Genomic DNA, 17,019 nt, shown 5'->3' on the forward strand with positions numbered 1-17,019 from the left:
CACCTCGGCGCTGTGCGAAGATGCGCAGCACGCAGGCAGCGTGAGGAGCACGAAAGGGGAACGGGGTTGTCCACTCCGGAAGAGCTGCGCTACACCGAGGAGCACGAGTGGGTCGCCGTCCGCGACGGCGGGACCGTGCGCGTCGGGATCACCGAGTACGCGCAGGACCAGCTCGGCGACGTCGTGTTCGTCGATCTCCCCGAGGTCGGGCGCCAGGTCGACGCCGGTGACGTGTTCGGCGAGGTCGAGTCGACCAAGAGTGTCTCCGAGCTCTTCGCTCCGCTCGACGGTGAGATCGTGGCGGTGAACGACGCGGTGTCCGAATCGCCCGAGCTCATCAACAGCGACCCCTACGGCGAGGGCTGGCTGATCGAGATCAAGCTCGACGACGCGAGCGCCGTCGAGAGCCTGCTGGACGCCGAGGCCTACCAGCGCGTGACCGAGGGCTGATCAGGGGAGCCCCGGCGCCTTCGGCCGACGTGGCACGGTACGTTGGCTACACCACGTTTTCGATGACGACACTTCAGTGCGTAAGGAGAGCTCAGGTGAGCACGAACGACGGGCCCGGCGTTCCCCCGGAGCAGTCTCCGGAGCGGACCTCCGTATTCCGGGCCGACTTCCTGTCGGAGATGGAGGGACAGGAGGCACCTGCGGTCGAGCCGCAGGAGACGGGCGTCGACGCCCTGCCGTCGGGCTCCGCACTGCTCGTGGTCAAGCGCGGCCCCAACGCGGGTTCCCGTTTCCTGCTCGATCGTGACACCACGAGCGCGGGCCGCCACCCGGACAGCGACATCTTCCTCGACGACGTCACCGTCTCGCGCCGCCACGCCGAGTTCCGCCGCGAGGGCGGCGAGTTCGTGGTGATCGACGTGGGCAGCCTCAACGGGACCTACGTCAACCGCGAGCCCGTGGACCAGGCGGTCCTCGCGGGCGGGGACGAGGTCCAGATCGGCAAGTTCCGCCTCGTCTTCCTGACCGGTCCCGGGCACGGGGGTCAGGGGGCACAGTGACGGCTGCCGGGCGGCCACAGCGTGACGGGTTGAGCATCGGGGTCGTGCTCGCGCAGCTGCGCAAGGACTTCCCCGACGTCACCATCTCGAAGATCCGGTTCCTCGAGTCCGAGGGCCTGGTCCAGCCTGGCCGCACGCCGTCCGGCTATCGTCAGTTCACCCCCGCGGACGTGGAGCGGCTCCGGTTCGTCCTGGCGGCACAACGTGATCACTACCTGCCGCTCAAGGTCATCAAGGAGCAGCTCGACGCCGCCGACCGCGGTGCCGAGCCCGCCGCGCCGGCTCCCCGGCTGCCCCGCAAGCTCGTGCCGCTCGGCTCGCCCGAGTCCAACGGCGGCCCGGCGTCGTTGCCCAGCGCGGACGACTTCGCGACCGACCGCGAGGTGCGGCTGACGCGGGAGGAGCTGCTCGCCGAGGCCGGAATCGACGCCGCGATGCTGCAGGAGCTGCAGCAGTACGGGCTGATCCGCCCCGGTGCGGCCGGTTTCTACGACACCGACGCCGTGCAGATCGCGAAGACCGTCAAGACCATGACGGAATTCGGTATCGAGCCGAGACATCTGCGCGCGTTCCGCGCGTCCGCCGACCGGGAGGTCGGGTTGCTGGAGCAGATCGTGGCGCCCGTGTACCGGCACCACGACGCCGATGCGAAGGCGCGGGCGGACGAGCTGGTGCGGGAGCTGGCGGCGCTGTCGGTCACGCTTCACACGTTGCTGGTCAAGGCGGGCATCCGGGGTGTGACCGGCGGATAGGGCCGTATGTGGTCACCGGTGTTCCACGTGTCGCGTCTGTTACGCCACAGAGCGAACCCTCAACGATCTCACGTGGATGCCGTACGGTTAGTGCAAGGTTCGCGAAACCGAGCCGGGCAGAAGTAATTTCGAAGCGAGCACAGCGCCCGCATGACGGGTAGCGTCGACGGTGTCGATGCGAGATCCTCGTGAGAGCGCTGCAGCCCGCGCGCAGGAGAGGGAGGCGAAGCCCGATGAGCGAGATGCGCGTCGTCGGCGTACGGGTCGAGCTACCCGCCAATCAGCCGATTCTGTTGCTGCGGGAAACCGAGGGCGAGCGGTACCTCCCGATCTGGATCGGCTCGGTCGAAGCCACCGCGATCGCGTTGGAGCAGCAAGGAGTCCGGCCCGCCCGTCCGCTGACCCACGACCTGCTCAAGGAAGTCATCGGCGCACTCGGCCGCGAGCTCCAGCAGGTCATCATCACCGACCTGCGTGAAGGCACGTTCTTCGCCGAGCTGGTGTTCGACGGGGACATCCGGGTGTCCGCGCGGCCCAGCGACTCCGTCGCGCTCGCCCTGCGCGTGGGAGTGCCGATCCACGCGGAGGAAGGCGTGCTCGAGGAGGCCGGGCTGATCATCCCGGACGAGCAGGAGGACGAAGTCGAGAAGTTCCGCGAGTTCCTCGACTCCGTTTCCCCCGAGGACTTCCGGGGCGCCGACACCTGACATCCTGAGGCCGCCCGGCTCTAGGCCGCGTCTGACAAACCCATTGCCGGCTGCGCGGGGCCAGCGCGGCGCTCGGTTCGTGCGGGGCACCCGCGCCCGGGGCATGGGTTGTCGGAAGGCCCGAGTACGCCCGGTACGGGGGCTTCCCTCCGCCTTGCGAGCCACCACGCTGATCCCGCTCGCACGGCAGAGGATTGTCAGACACGACCTAAGGCCGGGCCGCCCTGGTGAACAACTCCGCCAGTTCCCTGCCGTAGGCGTCGATGTCCAGGTCCGGCTCCCTGGCGAGCTTGGCGGTGACGCCGTCGATGGCCTGCCTGATCGCCATCGCCATCACCTCGACGTCGAACTCGCCGAACACCCCTTCGTTCTGTCCCTGCTGGAGCTGCCGTTCCAGCCTGCCGGTGGCGACGCCCTTCAGGACGAGCGGCACCAGCGGCGCCTCGTCCCCGGCCGCCGTGCCGGTGGCGATTTCCAGCAGCGCCCGCGCGTGACGCGGGTGGCTGCCGAGGAAGGCGACCTCCGACCGGATGTAGGCGCCGAGCATCGCGGCCCGGTCGGTCTCCTCGCCCAGCCGCTGCTGCAGGAACCGGTCCTGCAGGTCCACGATGGCGCCGATCGTGGCCATGATCAGCTCGTCCTTGGTGCCGAAGTGGTACGAGATCATCCGCGTGCTGCTGAGCCCGGCCCGCTCCACGATCCGGGCGAACGACGTCTTCCGGTATCCCAGTTCCGCCATCGTGTCGATGGTCGCGTCGATGATCTGCGCCCGGCGCGCCTCCTCCGTGACCGTGAGGCCGAGTCCACCGCCGAACTCCCTCCCAGCGTTGTTTACCTGCATAAGTAAAAATTAACACGGTTGAGTAAATCAGGCAAGGAGCAGGGAAGTCTCGATATCGACTTGAGGGTGCCCGCGCGTCGCGTTGACCGGCCCGCTGAGCAGGCATACCGTCGAGGGGACGTTGAATCGCGCGGGTGTGATTAGGCCTGGCTGGGGCAGGTCCACGTCGCGTGACGGTCATACCGGTCGGTCCCGCCCCGGGGCCGGCGGTCTTGTTTCGCCGGTCGCCAGGCCGGGCGAGAGGAGGCATGCGTGGTCGAGGAGAGCCCGATCAGGGCCGCCGACGGCGAGCAGGGAGAGCTGTTTCCCGACGCGTCGCTGCCGGACGAGCTGGTTGGCTACCGCGGTCCCGCTGCGTGCCAGATCGCCGGTATCACGTACCGGCAGCTCGACTACTGGGCCAGAACCAAGCTCGTGACGCCGAGCATCCGCACCGCCCACGGCTCCGGGTCCCAGAGGCTGTACTCGTTCAAGGACATCCTTGTCCTCAAGATCGTGAAGCGCCTGCTCGACACCGGTGTCTCGCTGCAGAACATCCGGGTCGCGGTGGATCACCTGCGGGCGCGCGGAGTACGCGACCTCGCGCGCGTCACGCTCTTCTCCGACGGCACCACGGTGTACGAGTGCACGTCGCCCGAGGAGATCGTCGATTTACTGCAGGGCGGGCAGGGCGTGTTCGGTATCGCCGTGAGCGGAGCCATGCAGGAGATCAGCGGAACGATCCACGAGTTCCCGGCGGAGCGCGCCGACGGCGGCGAACTGGAGCCCGTCGTGCCCGACGAGCTCTCCGAGCGCCGCAAGGCCCGCCGCACCGGCTGACCCCTTCTCAAGCGCTGACAGCGCCTTGGGGGCGTTTCGTGCTCAGCCAGGGACCTTGTCGAGGAAGCCGTAGACGTTGCCGATGCGGTCGTCGCCCTCGGCGACGATCACGTCGAAGCCGATCACCACGGGTTCGGCGCCGTCCTGGCCGAGGTGCCAGGTGAACCGGGCCGTGTCGTGGTGGCCGTCGACGGCCCCGCCGAGGCTGAACGTCAGCCCCGCGAACTGCTGCTGCGCACCCGCGACGAACGTGTCGACGCCGTCCCAGCCCCGGACGCTGCCGAGCGGGTCGGTGTAGGTCGCGTCCTCGGTGAACAGCCGCTCGATGAGAGCGCGGCGCCTGACGGCGTCCGTGGCGTTCCAGATCTCCAGGTAGCGCTCGGCGAGAGTGGTGTACTCGGGCATCGGCTGTCGCCTTTCTCGGGAGGTGACGGATTCGTGTCCCCCTCACCGTGCCCGGCCCGGTGCCGCCCGTCGATTACCTCCGGGGTCATGGCCACCACGAGGCCGCGTCCGTAGGTTGAGCCTCGTGACGACAGTGACGACCGTGACGACCGCGCGCAGGCCCCCGGTGGGCGAGCTGCTGCGCGAGTGGCGGGACCGCCGCCGGATCAGCCAGCTCGACCTCTCGATCGCGGCCGACATCTCCACCCGGCACCTCAGCTTCGTCGAGACCGGCCGGTCCGCCCCGAGCCGGGACATGGTGCTGCGCCTCGGCGAGCACCTCGACGTCCCGCTGCGCGAACGCAATCAGCTGCTGCTCGCCGCGGGCTTCGCCCCGGTGTACCCGGAGAGCTCGCTCGACGACCCCGAACTGGCCGCCGTGCGCGACGCCGTGCGCAGGCTCCTCGCAGGCCACGAGCCGTACCCCGCGGTGGTGATCGACCGCCGCTGGAACCTGCTCGAGGGCAACGCCGCCGTCGCCGTGCTGATCGAGGGGGTGGCGCCCGAGCTGATGGGCCCGCCCGCCAACGTGCTGCGCGTGACCCTGCACCCTGACGGGATGGCGCCCCGCATCGCGAACCTGGGGGAGTGGCGGGCGCATTTGCTCGGCAGGCTGCGCCGCGAGGTCGCCGTCACCGCCGACCCGGAGCTGACCGGCCTGCTGGAGGAACTGCGCGGCTACCCGTGCGACGACGAGGTGCCCGAGGTGGAGATCCCCGGCCCCGGCGACTTCCTCGTGCCGCTGCGGCTGCGCCACGAGGGTCGCGAGCTGGCGTTCTTCAGCACGGTCGCCACGTTCGGCACGCCGCTGGACGTGACGCTGGCGGAGCTGTCGATCGAGTCGTTCTACCCCGCCGACGCGGAGACCGCCGAGGTGCTGCGCGGCGTCACGGCCGGCTGAGGCCCGCCTCGTCGAAGTACGCGCGCTGCTCGGGGGCGAGCAGGTAGGCACGGAACGACTGGGCCGCCCGCTGCTGCGTCGCGTCGACGCCGTCGCCGGCGAGCGCCACGTACGGGAAGTCGCCCTGCTTGCCGGTGGCCACGGACTCGCCCTGAGAGCCGACGACGCCGGGGCGGCCGGCGGCGAGCTTCTCGGCCCACGATGCCGACTCGGGCAGCCACGCGGCGGGCGTGCCGTCACCCAGTGAGGCGGAGCTGCCTCGGCCGAGCAGCGCGTCGAGCACACGGTCGGACTTGGCGGCGTGAACGTCGACGGTGACGCAGTGGCCGTGGACGACCGTGCGGTCCTCGTTCCACCGCATCGCCGACTTCGTCACCGGCTCCGCCGCGGCGGGTGCCACCACGACGTGCAGCACGGCGTCGCCCTCCTGGCAGTCCGACGCCTGCGCCTCGGCCCGGCTCTGCACCATACCGTCGGCCCAGTTCCACCCGAACCAGCCGGCCACCACCAGGCCGGCCAGCACGAGGCACGCGATCGGCCACGCGGCCACCTTCCGCCGCGCTGCCTTGCCGACGGCGCGGTGGGTTCCGGTGGTGATCCGGGCATCAGGACGCTCAGTAGCGGGCTCCTCGACCCTGCTGTGCCGCCCCATCGATGTCCTCTCGCCTTCCGCACGGGCGCTGAACACGCTCCGTGTACGTAGCCAAAACGTTATCACTCTAACAGGCGAGAACCTGAGCGGAATGTGACGTCGGTCAGACCACGCGTCGATCACGCGTCGTGCTCGGCGAGCAGCGTCCGGTAGTGCTCGACGAGCCGCGCCCGCAGTGGTGCGGCCCTGCGGGCGAACGCCGCCTGTTCGCGCGCGTACTCGGCCCGGCCCTCCGCGGTCTCGATCCGCACGGGAGAGTGGCCGAGGGAGGACAGGTCGTACGGGCTCGCGCGCATGTCCAGCAACCTGATGTCGGCGGCGAGCGCGAAGCAGTCGCCGAGCAGCTCCGACGGCACGAACGGGCCGAGCTTGTAGGCCCACTTGTAGAGATCCATGCCGACGTGGAGACAGCCCGGCTGGTCGAGATCGCGCTGCGTCTCGCGGGTGGGCCGCAGCTCGTTGCGCGGGCGGGCGGCGTCGGTGAAGAACCGGTAGGCGTCGAAGTGCCCGCACCGCACGCCCAGCGACTCCACCACCTCGTCGGTGCCGTCGGAGCCGAGGCGCAACGGCAACTGCGCGTGCCGGACGTCCCCCGCGGGAAGGCGGTAGACCATCGCCCACTCGTGCAGGCCGAAGCAGCTCAGCCGCGGCCGGCGCGACGCGGTGGCCTCCAGCAGCGACAGCACGTACCGGGAGGTCCGGACGTGCCGCTCGGTGAACGCGCGCGGGTCGAGCGTGATCCCGCCGCCGACCTCCTGGTAGCCCTTGCGGTCGAGGAACCGCCGCGCCGACGGCCCGCCGAGCACCACACCGGGCCCGGGCTGCCAGCGCTCCAGGTGCGACGGCGGATGCGAGTAGTAGGTGAACAGGAAGTCCAGCACCGGGTGCTTCTCGCCGAGCGAACGGCGCCGCTGGTGCGGCACCGTCCACTCGCGCATCCGCTCGACGTGCACGTCCTCGCGCGCCCGCCACTCCCGCTCGGCAAGCCACATGGGTTACATGGTGACGTGCGTGCCGTCGCGGACGGTACCCACGTACTCCTCGACGAGGTCCTCCAGCGCCACGATGCCCACCACCCTGGCCGAGCTGTCGACCGCCTTCGCCAGATGGCTGCCCTCGCGGCGCATGGCGGAGAGCGCCTTGTCGAGCCGGGCGTAGAGCGGCAGCTCGGTCAGGTTGCGGGTCTTGGCCACCGGCACCGTGCTCGCCGGGTCGTCGCCGACCTGGTCGAGCACGTCCTTGACGTGGATGTAGCCGGTCAGCTCGCCGTTCCCGGCGCGCACGGGGTAGCGGGAGAACCCGGTCTCCGACACCGCCCGCTCGACGTCACCCACGGTCGGCGCGGGGTCCAGCGTGGTCAGCTCCTCCACGGGCACGAGCACGTCGGCCACCGTCTTCTCCACCGACGACAGCGTCTGCGTGAGCCTGCGGTGCTCCGACTGCTCGAGCAGGCCCTCGCGGCGCGACTCGCTGAGCAGCTCGGCCAGCTCGTCGGAGGTGTAGCCGGTGTCGATCTCGTCCTTGGGCTCCACCCGCATCAGCCGCAGCACACCGTTGGCGAGGCCGTTGAGCAGCCAGATGAACGGCTTCACCAGCCGCACCCACGCGACGTGCACCGGCACAAGCCACAGCGCGAGGCGTTCGGGTTCGGCGATCGCGATGTTCTTCGGCACCATCTCGCCGATCAGCACGTGCAGCAGCGTGATCGCCACCAGCGTCACGGCGAACGCGATCGCGTGCACGACGTAGCTCGGCAGCGGCACGCCGAGCGCCGCCACCGCGGCCTCCAGCTGGTGGGCCACCGCCGGCTCGCCGAACTGCAGCAGGAGCAGGGAGCAGATCGTGATGCCCAGCTGCGCGCCCGCGAGCATGAGCGAGACGTGCTTGCCCGCGTTGATCACGATCCTGGCGCGGCCCTTGCCCTGCTCCAGCAGCGCCTCGAGCCGGTCGTGCCGGGAGGAGATGAGCGAGAACTCGGCCCCGACGAAGAAGGCGTTGCACAGCAGCAGAACACCGATGAGCGAGATCGCTACCCAGTCGTTCACGCGGTCACCTCGCGGCGCTGCACGTTGACCTCGGCGATGCGGTGCCGGTCCATGCTCGTCACGACCAGCCGCCAGCCGTCGAGGTCGAGGGCGTCACCGACGTCCGGGATCCGGCCGAGGCGCTCCAGCAGCAGCCCGGCGATGGTCTCGTAGTCGCCCTCGGGCATACGGAACCCGGTGACGTCGAGGACCTCGTCGTCGCGCAGCTGCCCGGACACCATCCAGGAGTCGGCCGTGAGCTGCTGCGACGCGGGCTGCTCGCGCTCGTCGTGCTCGTCGCGGACGTCGCCGATGATCTCCTCGACCACGTCCTCGAGCGTCACCAGCCCGGCGCTGCCGCCGTACTCGTCGACGACGATCGCGAGCTGGAAGCGGGAGTCCCGCAGCCGGTTGAGCAGTGAGTCGCCGGGCAGCGACTCGGGCACCGTCGGCACCGGCCGCATCACCGACGAGATCGGCACGGTGCGGCGCTCGGTGGCGGGCACGGTGAACGCCTGCTTGACGTGCACGGCGCCCTGCACGTCGTCGAGATCCTCCCGGTACACGGGGAAGCGCGAGAAACCGGTGCGGCGCGACAGCTCCACGAGGTCGTGGACGGTGTCGTCCATGCGCAGCGACTCCAGGCGCACGCGCGGCGTCATCAGCTCGCCTGCCGTGCGCTCGCCGAACCGCAGCGAGCGGTCGAGCAGCTGCGCGGTGGAGACGTCGAGCGTCCCGGTCTGCGCACTCGTGCGCACGATCGAGCCGAGCTCCTGCGGGGAGCGCGCCGAGCGCAGCTCCTCCTGCGGCTCGATGCCGAGCTTGCGGACGACCCAGTTGGCGCTGTTGTTCATGAGTGCGATGAGCCAGCGGAACAGAGCCGAGAACCGGGAGTGGTAGCCGGCGACGGCGCGGGCCGTCTGCAGCGGACGGGCCACGGCGAGGTTCTTCGGCACCATCTCGCCGATCACCATCGACAGCGTGGTCGCCAGCAGCATCGCGATGACGAGCGACGTCCCGGCCGCGGCGCCGTCGGAGAGGCCGATGCCGGTGAGCCAGGGCCTGATGATCCCGCCCAGCAGCGGCTCGGCGACGTAACCGGTGACGAGCGTGGTCAGCGTGATGGCGACCTGTGCGCCGGACAGCTGGAACGACAGCGTGCGGTGGGCTTTCAGCAGGGTCTTCGACCTGCGGTCGCCCACCTGGCGGACGTTGGACTCGATGGTGCTGCGCTCGAGCGTGGTCAGCGAGAACTCCGCGGCCACGGCCAGGCCGGTTCCGACGGTGAGCAAGAGGACGAACAGGACGCCGAGGACGGTGAGCACGACTTCCATCAGCGCGCACCGTCCTCACGGGCGCGGGCGGAAGAAATCAGGCAGCCGGGCCGGTCACCCGGCCGACTACTGTCACCAGGTGACTGCGCATCGCGCACGAAAGATGTCACTCCTCATAGGAACCAGCTGAAAAGGAAGTCGGCGTCATCTTAACCAGGTGAAACGCCTCGGGTGTGCGGCATGTTCCGCCCGGGGGCAGCCGCTCAGGCCGGGTTGAGCCCCCGGTGGCGCCGCACGCTCTCCTCGACCAGGTTCAGCACCGGTTCGAGGTCGTCGGCGGGCAGGCCCATCGCCAGGTGGGAGACCAGTCCCTCCAGGACCAGCTCGAGGTAGGCGGCGAGCACCTCGATGCTGATGTCGTCGCGGAGGTTGCCTGCCTGGCGCTGCCACGAGAGGCGCTTGCGGGTGGCGGTGGTGAGCTGTTCGGAGCGTTCCGCCCATCTGGCCCGGAACTCCGGGTCGGTCCGCAGCCTCCGGGAGACCTCCAGCCGCGTGCCGAGCCAGTCGGCCGGGTGCTGGCTGCGGCCGGAGAGCAGGTCGCGCATCACCTGCACGAGACCCTGCTCCGCCACGACGTCGGCCATCCTCGCCGCGTCGTCCTCCGCGAGGGCGAGGAACAGCGACTCCTTGTCGCGGAAGTGATGGAAGATGGCGCCGCGGGAGAGCTGCGTGGCTTCCTCGAGGCGCCTGACCGTGGCACCCTCGTACCCGTAGCGCCCGAAACACGCACGCGCGCCGTCGAGGATCTGTCGCCTGCGCGCGTCGAGGTGGTCCTGGCTGACCCGTGGCATCCCCCGATCTTGACACCGGGGCTACGCCGATGCAATCCGTACGTACGTACTGAAAAGAGCCGCGAGCGAGCCGCCTGCGATTGTCGGACCCCTTGTGTAGCGTCGCCAACGCATGGTCGGTGCGAGTGGATGGCTGGTGATCCGATGACTGCGGTCCGCATTCCTCCCTATGCCAGAAGTGCCAAGCAGGACGGCGCCGGAGCCGCCGCCGCCGACGTCGCCGCCCGCGTGGTGGCCAGCCGCGCCGAGGGCGAGGCATACGTGGCGTCCGTCTGTTTCAAGCACGGGCCGCCGAAGCTGCTCGGCGTCGAACTGGAGTACATCGTCCACGACGCCGAGGACCCCGGCCTGCCGCTCGACCCAGGACGGCTCGCCGCCGCGCTCGGCCCGCACACTCCCCGAACCCTCCGTCAGGACAGCCCGGCGCTGCCGCTGCCAGGCGGATCGTCTCTCAGCCTCGAACCCGGCTGCCAGGTGGAGATCTCCACCGCGCCCCAGAGCTCCCTCCGCGAGCTGGCCTCCGTCGCCGGCCTCGATCTCGCCTACGTCACCGATCTGCTGACACTGAGCGGCCTTCGCCTTCATCCCCACGCGATCGACGCGTTCCGCACGCCGGTGCGGCTGCTGCCGACCGAGCGCTACGCGGCGATGGAGCGCCGTTTCACGCCGCTGGGCCCCGGCGGGCTGACGATGATGTGCAGCACCGCGGCGGTGCACGTGTGCCTCGACGTGGGCGAGGCGCCCGAGCTGGCGGCCCGCTGGGCCGCGGTGCACGCGCTCGGGCCCGTCCTGGTCGCCCTCTTCGCCAACTCGCGCACCCACGCCGGTGCCGACACCGGGCTCGCGTCGGCGCGCTGGCAGGCCGTGATGGACACCGAGAACGCCCGCACCTACGCGGCCGGGCCGTGCGACGACCCCGCCGCGGCGTGGGCCACGCGGGTGCTCGACACCCCGCTGATGGTGGTGCCCAGGGCCGACGGCCCGTGGGACGCACCGGCGGGGTTCACCTTCGCCGACTGGATCACGGGCGGCGGGCCTGCTGACGTGCCGGGGCCGCCGACGTTCGCCGACCTCGACTACCACCTCACCACGATGTTCACGCCGGTGCGGCCGCACGGCTACCTCGAGGTGCGCTACCTCGACGCGCAGCCGCCCGGCACGTGGCTGCACCCGGTGGCGCTGCTGACGGCGCTGCTGCGCCGGCCATCCACAGTGGACAAAGTGCTGGAGATCTGCGAACCCGCGGCCCATCGCTGGGCCGACGCCGCGCGGCGGGGGCTCGCCGATCCCGGCCTGCTGCGGGCCGCCCGCGCCGTGGCCGATCTCGGCTGCGCCGAGCTCACCGCATTCGACCTGCCCGCCGACACCATCGCCGACATCGCGTACGCCGTGCAGCGGCGCGTGCGGCGCCGAGGAGGGGACCGAGCATGACCAGTACCGAATCGCCCAACCCGCTGCGGGAACTCGCCCCGCGGGACCTGCGGGAGCACACGGCGAGCACGCTCGCGCGGGCGAGGGAGCGCAGCGTCGCGCTCACCGACGCCGTCGACGACGAGGACCTCACCCGCCAGCATTCGAAGCTCATGTCGCCGCTGGTCTGGGACCTCGCCCACATCGGCAGCCAGGAGGAGCTGTGGCTGGTGCGCGACGTGGGCGGCCGGGAGCCGCTGCGCCCCGACATCGACGACCTCTACGACGCCTTCCAGCACCCGAGGGCCGACCGGCCGTCGCTGCCCCTGCTGGGGCCCGCCGAGGCGAGGGCCTACGTGCGCGAGGTGCGGTCGAAGGCGTTCGACGTGCTGGAGCGGGCGCCGCTGGAGGGCCGGAAGCTCACCGAGGCCGCGTTCGCGTTCGGCATGATCGCCCAGCACGAGCAGCAGCACGACGAGACGATGCTCGCCACCCATCAGCTGCGTCAGGGCGAGCCGGTGCTGCACGCCCCGGAGCCGCCGCCGCGCCGGATCGGGAACGTCGCGCCCGAGGTCCTCGTGCCCGGGGGCCCGTTCCTGATGGGCACGTCCGTGGAGCCGTGGGCGCTGGACAACGAGCGGCCCGCCCATGAGGTGCACGTCGGCGCGTTCGTCATCGACACCTTCCCGGTCACGTGCGGCCAGTACGTCGCGTTCCTGGAGGCGGGCGGCTACGACGAGCCCAGGTGGTGGAGCGAGGCCGGCTGGGCCTACCGCAGCGAGCACGCCATCACCGCGCCCCGGTTCTGGCGGCGCGAGGCGGACGGCTGGTGGCGGACCCGGTTCGGCGTGCACGAGCCGGTGCCCGCCGACGAGCCGGTGGTGCATGTGTCGTTCCACGAGGCCGAGGCCTACGCCGCATGGGCGGGAAAGCGGCTGCCGACCGAGGCCGAGTGGGAGAAGGCCGCCCGGCACGATCCCGCCACCGGCCGGTCGCTGCGGTACCCGTGGGGCGACGAGGAGCCGGCCGCCCAGCACGCCAACCTCGGCCAGCGGCACCTGCGGCCCGCCGTCACCGGCGCCTACCCGGCCGGGGCGTCGCCGCTGGGCGTGCACCAGCTGATCGGCGACGTCTGGGAGTGGACCAGCAGCGACTTCGCCGGCTACCCCGGGTTCACGGCGTTCCCGTACCGGGAGTACTCGGAGGTCTTCTTCGGGCCGGAGTACAAGGTGCTGCGCGGCGGCTCGTTCGGCACCGACGCCGTGGCGATCCGGGGCACGTTCCGCAACTGGGACTATCCGATCCGCAGGCAGATCTTCTCCGGGTTCCGGTGCGCCCGTGACCCGCGGCCGGACGAGCGGGCCTGACGGTGTGCCGTCATCTGGCCTACCTGGGTGAGCCGTGCTCGCCCTCGGAGGCGGTGTTCACGGCGCCGCACTCGCTGCTCGTGCAGTCCTACGCGCCGAAGGACATGCGCCGGGGCGGCACGGTCAACGCCGACGGCTTCGGCCTCGGCTGGTTCGCGGGCGACGGCAGGCCCGCCCGGTACCGCCGTGCCAGTCCGTTGTGGACGGACGAGAACCTGCCGAGGCTCGCGGAGACGGTGCGCGCCGGCACGTTCGTCGCGGCGGTGCGCTCGGGCACCACCGGCATGCCCGTGACGGAGGCGGCGTGCGCGCCGTTCGCCGGCGAGCGGTGGTTGTTCAGCCACAACGGCGTGGTGCGCGGCTGGCCGGCCTCGGTCGCGGGGCTCGCGGAGAAGCTGCCCGTCACCGAGCTGCTCCGGCTGGAGGCGCCCACCGACTCGGCGCTGCTGTGGGCGCTGCTGCGCGACCGGCTGCGCGGCGGTGCCGACCCGGTGGGCGTGGTCGCCGGGCTCGTCACCGACGTGGAGCGGGCGGCACCCGGCTCGCGGCTGAACCTGTTGCTGGCGGGCGAGGACGTGGTGATCGGCACGGCGTGGACCCACGCGCTCTCCGTCCGGACGACGGGGGCGGGCGTGCTGCTGGCGTCGGAGCCACCGGACGACGACCCGGGCTGGCGCCCGGTACCCGACCGCCACCTGGTGGTCGCGCGGCGGGGCACGCCGCACACGGTGGAAGTGCTTTCACTCGACGAGGATCGGAGTCAGGCGTGAGCGACGTGGATCTCGACGTGCACCGCAGCACCGAGGACGTCATCGAGGCGCTGCGCGAGGACGTGCGCGAGGGGCTGTCGGCGGCGCGGAAGTGGCTGCCCTCCAAGTGGTTCTACGACGCGCGGGGCAGCGAGCTGTTCGAGCGCATCACCGAGCTGCCCGAGTACTACCCGACCCGTTCCGAGCGCGAGGTCCTGCGCCGCGAGGCGCCCGAGATCGCGGCGGTCACGGGCGCGCGCACGCTCGTGGAGCTCGGGTCAGGGTCGAGCGAGAAGACCCGGCTGCTGCTCGACGCGCTCGGCGCGCACGGCACACTGGAGGAGTTCGTGCCGCTCGACGTGTCGGAGGCGGCGCTGGCCGAGGCCGCCGACGCGATCGCGCGCGACTACCCGGCGCTCACCGTGCGCGGAGTGGTCGGCGACTTCACCGAGCACCTCGGCCTGCTGCCCGGCGAGCGGCCCAGGATCGTGGCCTTCCTCGGCGGCACGATCGGCAACTTCCTGCCCACCGACCGCGCGAAGTTCCTGCGCTCGGTGCGCGACGTGCTGGCCGAGGGGGAGTGGCTGCTGCTCGGCACGGATCTCGTCAAGGACGCGGGCACGCTCGTGCGCGCCTACGACGACGCGCAGGGCGTGACCGCCGAGTTCAACCGCAACGTGCTGCGGGTGCTCAACGAGCGGCTCGGTGCGGACTTCGACCCGGCGGCGTTCGAGCACGTGTCCCACTGGGACGCGGAGAACGAGTGGATCGAGATGCGCCTGCGCGCGCGTGCCGGCACCCGCGTGCACATTCCCGGCGCGGGCATGGAGGTGACGTTCGCGGCGGGGGAGTACGTGCGCACGGAGATCTCGGCGAAGTTCCGGCCCGAGGGCGTGCGCGCCGAGCTGGCCGACGCGGGGCTCGCCGTCGAGCGCTGGTGGACCGACGCGAAGGGACTGTTCGGCGTGTCGCTCTCGCGCGCGGTCGCCTGAGCGCCCCTCATGATCGAATAGGAGCATGCGCAACCCACTGCCGGTGCTCGCCCGTGCCCTGGGCAGGCGCCCGTGGCTGATGAAGCTCGCCTCCGCGATCGTCTGGGCGGATCATCGGCTGTACCAGGTGTCGCGGGGGCGGGTCAGCCTCGTCGGGATCGCGGGCCTGCCGTCGCTGCGGCTCACGACCCTCGGCCGGAGGTCGGGCCTGCCCCGCGACACCAACCTGCTCTACTTCCCGCGCGGCTCCGACTACGTGGTGACCGGGTCCAACTGGGGCAGGGAGCGCGATCCGGCGTGGACGTTCAACCTCCGCGCCCACCCGGAGGCGACGGTGCTCGTACGCGGCCGGGAGGTCGCCGTCAAGGCCAGGGAACTGAAGGGCCCCGAGCGCGACGCGATGTGGCGCGCACTGCTCGCCTTCTGGCCCGGCTACGAGATGGAGCGCGCCGAAGCGGGCCGGGAGCTGCCGATCTTCGTCCTCTCGCCGGGTGACCCACCAACGGGCGAACAACCCTGAACCAGCCCTTCGGGTAGCACCCCGGCGCCGCGCGCTGTGCCATTCTTCGCCGTGGTCACCGGCGAGGGCGAGCGAAGGGGAACGGGTGCGTAAGGCAAGTCGAGCCGCGGCTGGAGTCGGCACACTGCTCGTGGGGATGACGCTCGCGGTCGTCCCGGCGACGGCGTCCGCGCAGGGACCGCCGAAGGTCGCCTGGGAACCGTGCGAGCAGGCGCGGGTGGAGCAGGCGCAGGGAACGTACAGCTGTGCGACCTACCGCGTGCCGATCGACCACGACAACGCCGCGCTCGGCACGATGGATCTCGCGCTCATGCGCCGGGAGGCGAACAAACCGGACCAGAAGCTCGGGTCGCTGTTCCTCAACCCCGGCGGTCCCGGCGCCTCCGGCCTCACGATGCCGATGTCGGCCGACCAGTTCTTCGAACCCGCCGTGCTCGACCGGTTCGACATCATCGGCTTCGACCCGCGCGGCGTCGGCGACTCCAGCCCGCTGCGCTGTTTCACCACCTCCGAGGACGCCGACGACGTCCAGGCCAGGCTCGTCTCCGTGCCCTCCACCCGGCGGCAGATCTCCGACGCGCTGAGCACCTACCGCGACTACGGCGAGTTCTGCCAGCGCAACGCGGGCTCGCTGCTGCAGCACATGTCCACAGAGGACGTGGCGAGGGACCTCGACCTGCTGCGCGGTGCGGTCGGTGACGAGAAGCTGAACTACGTCGGGTTCTCCTACGGCACACTGCTCGGCGCCACCTACGCGAACCTGTTCCCCGAGAAGGTCCGCACGATGGTGCTCGACGGCAACGTCGATCCGGCGCTGCGCACCACGGACGGGCTGCGCTACGACCGGCAGCGCGCCGAGGGCTTCGAGCACGCGCTGGAGGCGTTCCTGACCGAATGCGCCAAGGCGCGGCCGCAGTGTGCCTTCGGCGACGGCAACCCGAGGCAGAAGTTCGACGAGTTGCTGCGCAGCATCCGGCAGCAGCCGGTGAACCTGCCGGACGGCTCGTCGGTGGACCTCAACGCGTTCATCAGCGGCATCGGCGGCACGCTGTACTCGCCGAGCTCGTTCTCGGGGCTGGCCGAGGACCTCCAGCAGCTCTACGGCGTCGTCAAGCCGCCGCCGAACACGACGCCGAAGGTGGTGAACGCGCGCGATCTCGGGACGCTGCTCAACCCGAAGCAGAAGCCGCACCACGACGTCCGGCCGGAGAGCGAGTACAGCTCCGACGACTCGTACTTCGCCGTCAACTGCGCCGACAAGCCGTTCGGCTACCCGTCAGGGCAGCTGCCGGAGATCGCGGCCCGCTGGGAGAAGTCCTCGCCCGCGTTCGGGCGGTACCAGGCGTTCGCGGACCCGGCCGCGTGCCCGCTGTGGAAGGGCGGCAAGGAGACCTACCGGGGTCCGTGGAACGCGGCCACCGAGAATCCGGTGCTCGTGGTCGGCAACTACTACGACCCCGCGACGCGGTACGAGTTCTCCCAGCGCATGGCCGACGAGCTCGGCTACTCGCGGCTGCTGTCGGTCAACGCCTTCGGCCACTGCATCCTCGGCGATTCCGGGGGCGTCGACCGTGCCGTGTCGGACTACCTGGTGAACCTCACGGTGCCGCCACGCGGCAAGGTCTACCAGCCGGACACGCGACCTTTCGACGCCCCGCAGTAGTGCGGGGTACGGGGCCCGTGCGGTGAGGGACGCACCGCACGGG

The 17,019-nt window shown here is 71.1% G+C and carries 19 protein-coding genes; 12 read left to right on the top strand and 7 right to left on the bottom strand.

Annotation, left to right across the window (positions count from 1 at the left end; all coding sequences use genetic code 11):
• The first annotated feature begins 66 nt into the window (after window positions 1–66).
• From gcvH to BA062_RS09125, 4 genes are all read left to right on the top strand, one after another.
• On the top strand, window positions 67–450 hold the full coding sequence (gcvH, locus tag BA062_RS09110; RefSeq protein WP_110335626.1) for a glycine cleavage system protein GcvH: 384 nt from the start codon (window positions 67–69) through the stop codon (window positions 448–450).
• Between the two features lie 95 nt (window positions 451–545).
• The gene (garA, locus tag BA062_RS09115) at window positions 546–1,010 is read left to right on the top strand and encodes a glycogen accumulation regulator GarA (protein WP_110335627.1); all 465 of its coding nucleotides are present in this window, start codon (window positions 546–548) and stop codon (window positions 1,008–1,010) included.
• Window positions 1,007–1,762 (top strand): transcriptional regulator FtsR, encoded by a 756-nt coding sequence (gene ftsR, locus BA062_RS09120; RefSeq protein ID WP_168213909.1) that lies wholly within the window; start codon window positions 1,007–1,009, stop codon window positions 1,760–1,762. The genes garA and ftsR overlap by 4 nt, the downstream gene beginning before the upstream one ends.
• A 233-nt stretch (window positions 1,763–1,995) precedes the next feature.
• Window positions 1,996–2,469, top strand: a complete 474-nt coding sequence (locus BA062_RS09125) for a bifunctional nuclease family protein (protein ID WP_110335629.1) — start codon at window positions 1,996–1,998, stop codon at window positions 2,467–2,469.
• 208 nt (window positions 2,470–2,677) lie between these two features.
• Here BA062_RS09125 and BA062_RS09130 read toward each other — a convergent pair whose 3' ends face one another.
• Complete coding sequence (locus BA062_RS09130) at window positions 2,678–3,310, bottom strand: TetR/AcrR family transcriptional regulator (RefSeq protein ID WP_110335630.1); 633 nt, start codon at window positions 3,308–3,310, stop codon at window positions 2,678–2,680.
• Window positions 3,311–3,562: 252 nt separating this feature from the next.
• On the opposite strand from BA062_RS09130, the gene BA062_RS09135 reads away from it, so the two are divergent.
• The gene (locus tag BA062_RS09135) at window positions 3,563–4,129 is read left to right on the top strand and encodes a MerR family transcriptional regulator (RefSeq protein WP_110335631.1); all 567 of its coding nucleotides are present in this window, start codon (window positions 3,563–3,565) and stop codon (window positions 4,127–4,129) included.
• Between the two features lie 42 nt (window positions 4,130–4,171).
• Here BA062_RS09135 and BA062_RS09140 read toward each other — a convergent pair whose 3' ends face one another.
• The gene (locus tag BA062_RS09140) at window positions 4,172–4,534 is read right to left on the bottom strand and encodes a nuclear transport factor 2 family protein (protein WP_110335632.1); all 363 of its coding nucleotides are present in this window, start codon (window positions 4,532–4,534) and stop codon (window positions 4,172–4,174) included.
• 124 nt (window positions 4,535–4,658) lie between these two features.
• On the opposite strand from BA062_RS09140, the gene BA062_RS09145 reads away from it, so the two are divergent.
• Window positions 4,659–5,474, top strand: coding sequence for a helix-turn-helix domain-containing protein (locus BA062_RS09145; protein WP_425452884.1), 816 nt, complete (start codon window positions 4,659–4,661; stop codon window positions 5,472–5,474).
• Here the strand turns inward: BA062_RS09145 and BA062_RS09150 are convergent.
• The 5 genes from BA062_RS09150 to BA062_RS09170 form a co-directional block, all read right to left on the bottom strand.
• Complete coding sequence (locus BA062_RS09150; RefSeq protein ID WP_110335633.1) at window positions 5,461–6,126, bottom strand: substrate-binding domain-containing protein; 666 nt, start codon at window positions 6,124–6,126, stop codon at window positions 5,461–5,463. The two genes, BA062_RS09145 and BA062_RS09150, sit on opposite strands and share 14 nt — an antisense overlap.
• A 119-nt stretch (window positions 6,127–6,245) precedes the next feature.
• Window positions 6,246–7,118 (bottom strand): 3-methyladenine DNA glycosylase, encoded by an 873-nt coding sequence (locus BA062_RS09155; protein WP_110335634.1) that lies wholly within the window; start codon window positions 7,116–7,118, stop codon window positions 6,246–6,248.
• Window positions 7,119–7,121: 3 nt separating this feature from the next.
• Window positions 7,122–8,171, bottom strand: coding sequence for a hemolysin family protein (locus tag BA062_RS09160; RefSeq protein ID WP_110335635.1), 1,050 nt, complete (start codon window positions 8,169–8,171; stop codon window positions 7,122–7,124).
• Window positions 8,168–9,484 (bottom strand): hemolysin family protein, encoded by a 1,317-nt coding sequence (locus BA062_RS09165; protein WP_110335636.1) that lies wholly within the window; start codon window positions 9,482–9,484, stop codon window positions 8,168–8,170. Before BA062_RS09165 ends, BA062_RS09160 begins: the two co-directional genes overlap by 4 nt.
• 203 nt (window positions 9,485–9,687) lie before the next feature.
• Window positions 9,688–10,275: a TetR/AcrR family transcriptional regulator gene (locus BA062_RS09170; RefSeq protein WP_110335637.1), complete on the bottom strand. Its 588-nt coding sequence runs from the start codon at window positions 10,273–10,275 to the stop codon at window positions 9,688–9,690.
• A gap of 144 nt (window positions 10,276–10,419) precedes the next feature.
• On the opposite strand from BA062_RS09170, the gene BA062_RS09175 reads away from it, so the two are divergent.
• The 6 genes from BA062_RS09175 to BA062_RS09200 all read left to right on the top strand — a co-directional run bounded on the left by BA062_RS09175 (window position 10,420) and on the right by BA062_RS09200 (window position 16,976).
• On the top strand, window positions 10,420–11,706 hold the full coding sequence (locus BA062_RS09175) for a glutamate-cysteine ligase family protein (RefSeq protein WP_110335638.1): 1,287 nt from the start codon (window positions 10,420–10,422) through the stop codon (window positions 11,704–11,706).
• Window positions 11,703–13,052 (top strand): ergothioneine biosynthesis protein EgtB, encoded by a 1,350-nt coding sequence (egtB, locus tag BA062_RS09180; protein WP_110335639.1) that lies wholly within the window; start codon window positions 11,703–11,705, stop codon window positions 13,050–13,052. Before BA062_RS09175 ends, egtB begins: the two co-directional genes overlap by 4 nt.
• Window positions 13,053–13,054: 2 nt before the next feature.
• Complete coding sequence (gene egtC, locus BA062_RS09185) at window positions 13,055–13,822, top strand: ergothioneine biosynthesis protein EgtC (protein ID WP_110335640.1); 768 nt, start codon at window positions 13,055–13,057, stop codon at window positions 13,820–13,822.
• Complete coding sequence (gene egtD / locus BA062_RS09190; RefSeq protein WP_110335641.1) at window positions 13,819–14,793, top strand: L-histidine N(alpha)-methyltransferase; 975 nt, start codon at window positions 13,819–13,821, stop codon at window positions 14,791–14,793. Before egtC ends, egtD begins: the two co-directional genes overlap by 4 nt.
• Window positions 14,794–14,818: 25 nt before the next feature.
• Window positions 14,819–15,313 (top strand): nitroreductase family deazaflavin-dependent oxidoreductase, encoded by a 495-nt coding sequence (locus BA062_RS09195; RefSeq protein ID WP_110335642.1) that lies wholly within the window; start codon window positions 14,819–14,821, stop codon window positions 15,311–15,313.
• A 136-nt stretch (window positions 15,314–15,449) separates the two neighbouring features.
• Window positions 15,450–16,976, top strand: a complete 1,527-nt coding sequence (locus tag BA062_RS09200; protein ID WP_110335643.1) for an alpha/beta hydrolase — start codon at window positions 15,450–15,452, stop codon at window positions 16,974–16,976.
• Window positions 16,977–17,019: the final 43 nt, after the last annotated feature.

This window comes from Prauserella flavalba, from assembly GCF_003202235.1.
GTDB lineage: Bacteria > Actinomycetota > Actinomycetes > Mycobacteriales > Pseudonocardiaceae > Prauserella_A > Prauserella_A flavalba.

Excerpts from the sequence above, each read along its gene's own strand:
- BA062_RS09125 (WP_110335629.1), top strand. The coding sequence starts at position 1,996 with ATGAGCGAGATGCGCGTCGTCGGCGTACGGGTCGAGCTACCCGCCAAT.
- BA062_RS09170 (WP_110335637.1), bottom strand. The coding sequence starts at position 10,275 with ATGCCACGGGTCAGCCAGGACCACCTCGACGCGCGCAGGCGACAGATC.
- BA062_RS09200 (WP_110335643.1), top strand. The coding sequence starts at position 15,450 with ATGACGCTCGCGGTCGTCCCGGCGACGGCGTCCGCGCAGGGACCGCCG.
- BA062_RS09130 (WP_110335630.1), bottom strand. The coding sequence starts at position 3,310 with ATGCAGGTAAACAACGCTGGGAGGGAGTTCGGCGGTGGACTCGGCCTC.
- BA062_RS09150 (WP_110335633.1), bottom strand. The coding sequence starts at position 6,126 with ATGGGGCGGCACAGCAGGGTCGAGGAGCCCGCTACTGAGCGTCCTGAT.
- BA062_RS09140 (WP_110335632.1), bottom strand. The coding sequence starts at position 4,534 with ATGCCCGAGTACACCACTCTCGCCGAGCGCTACCTGGAGATCTGGAAC.
- egtB (WP_110335639.1), top strand. The coding sequence starts at position 11,703 with ATGACCAGTACCGAATCGCCCAACCCGCTGCGGGAACTCGCCCCGCGG.
- BA062_RS09195 (WP_110335642.1), top strand. The coding sequence starts at position 14,819 with ATGCGCAACCCACTGCCGGTGCTCGCCCGTGCCCTGGGCAGGCGCCCG.
- BA062_RS09175 (WP_110335638.1), top strand. The coding sequence starts at position 10,420 with ATGACTGCGGTCCGCATTCCTCCCTATGCCAGAAGTGCCAAGCAGGAC.
- BA062_RS09155 (WP_110335634.1), bottom strand. The coding sequence starts at position 7,118 with ATGTGGCTTGCCGAGCGGGAGTGGCGGGCGCGCGAGGACGTGCACGTC.
- BA062_RS09165 (WP_110335636.1), bottom strand. The coding sequence starts at position 9,484 with ATGGAAGTCGTGCTCACCGTCCTCGGCGTCCTGTTCGTCCTCTTGCTC.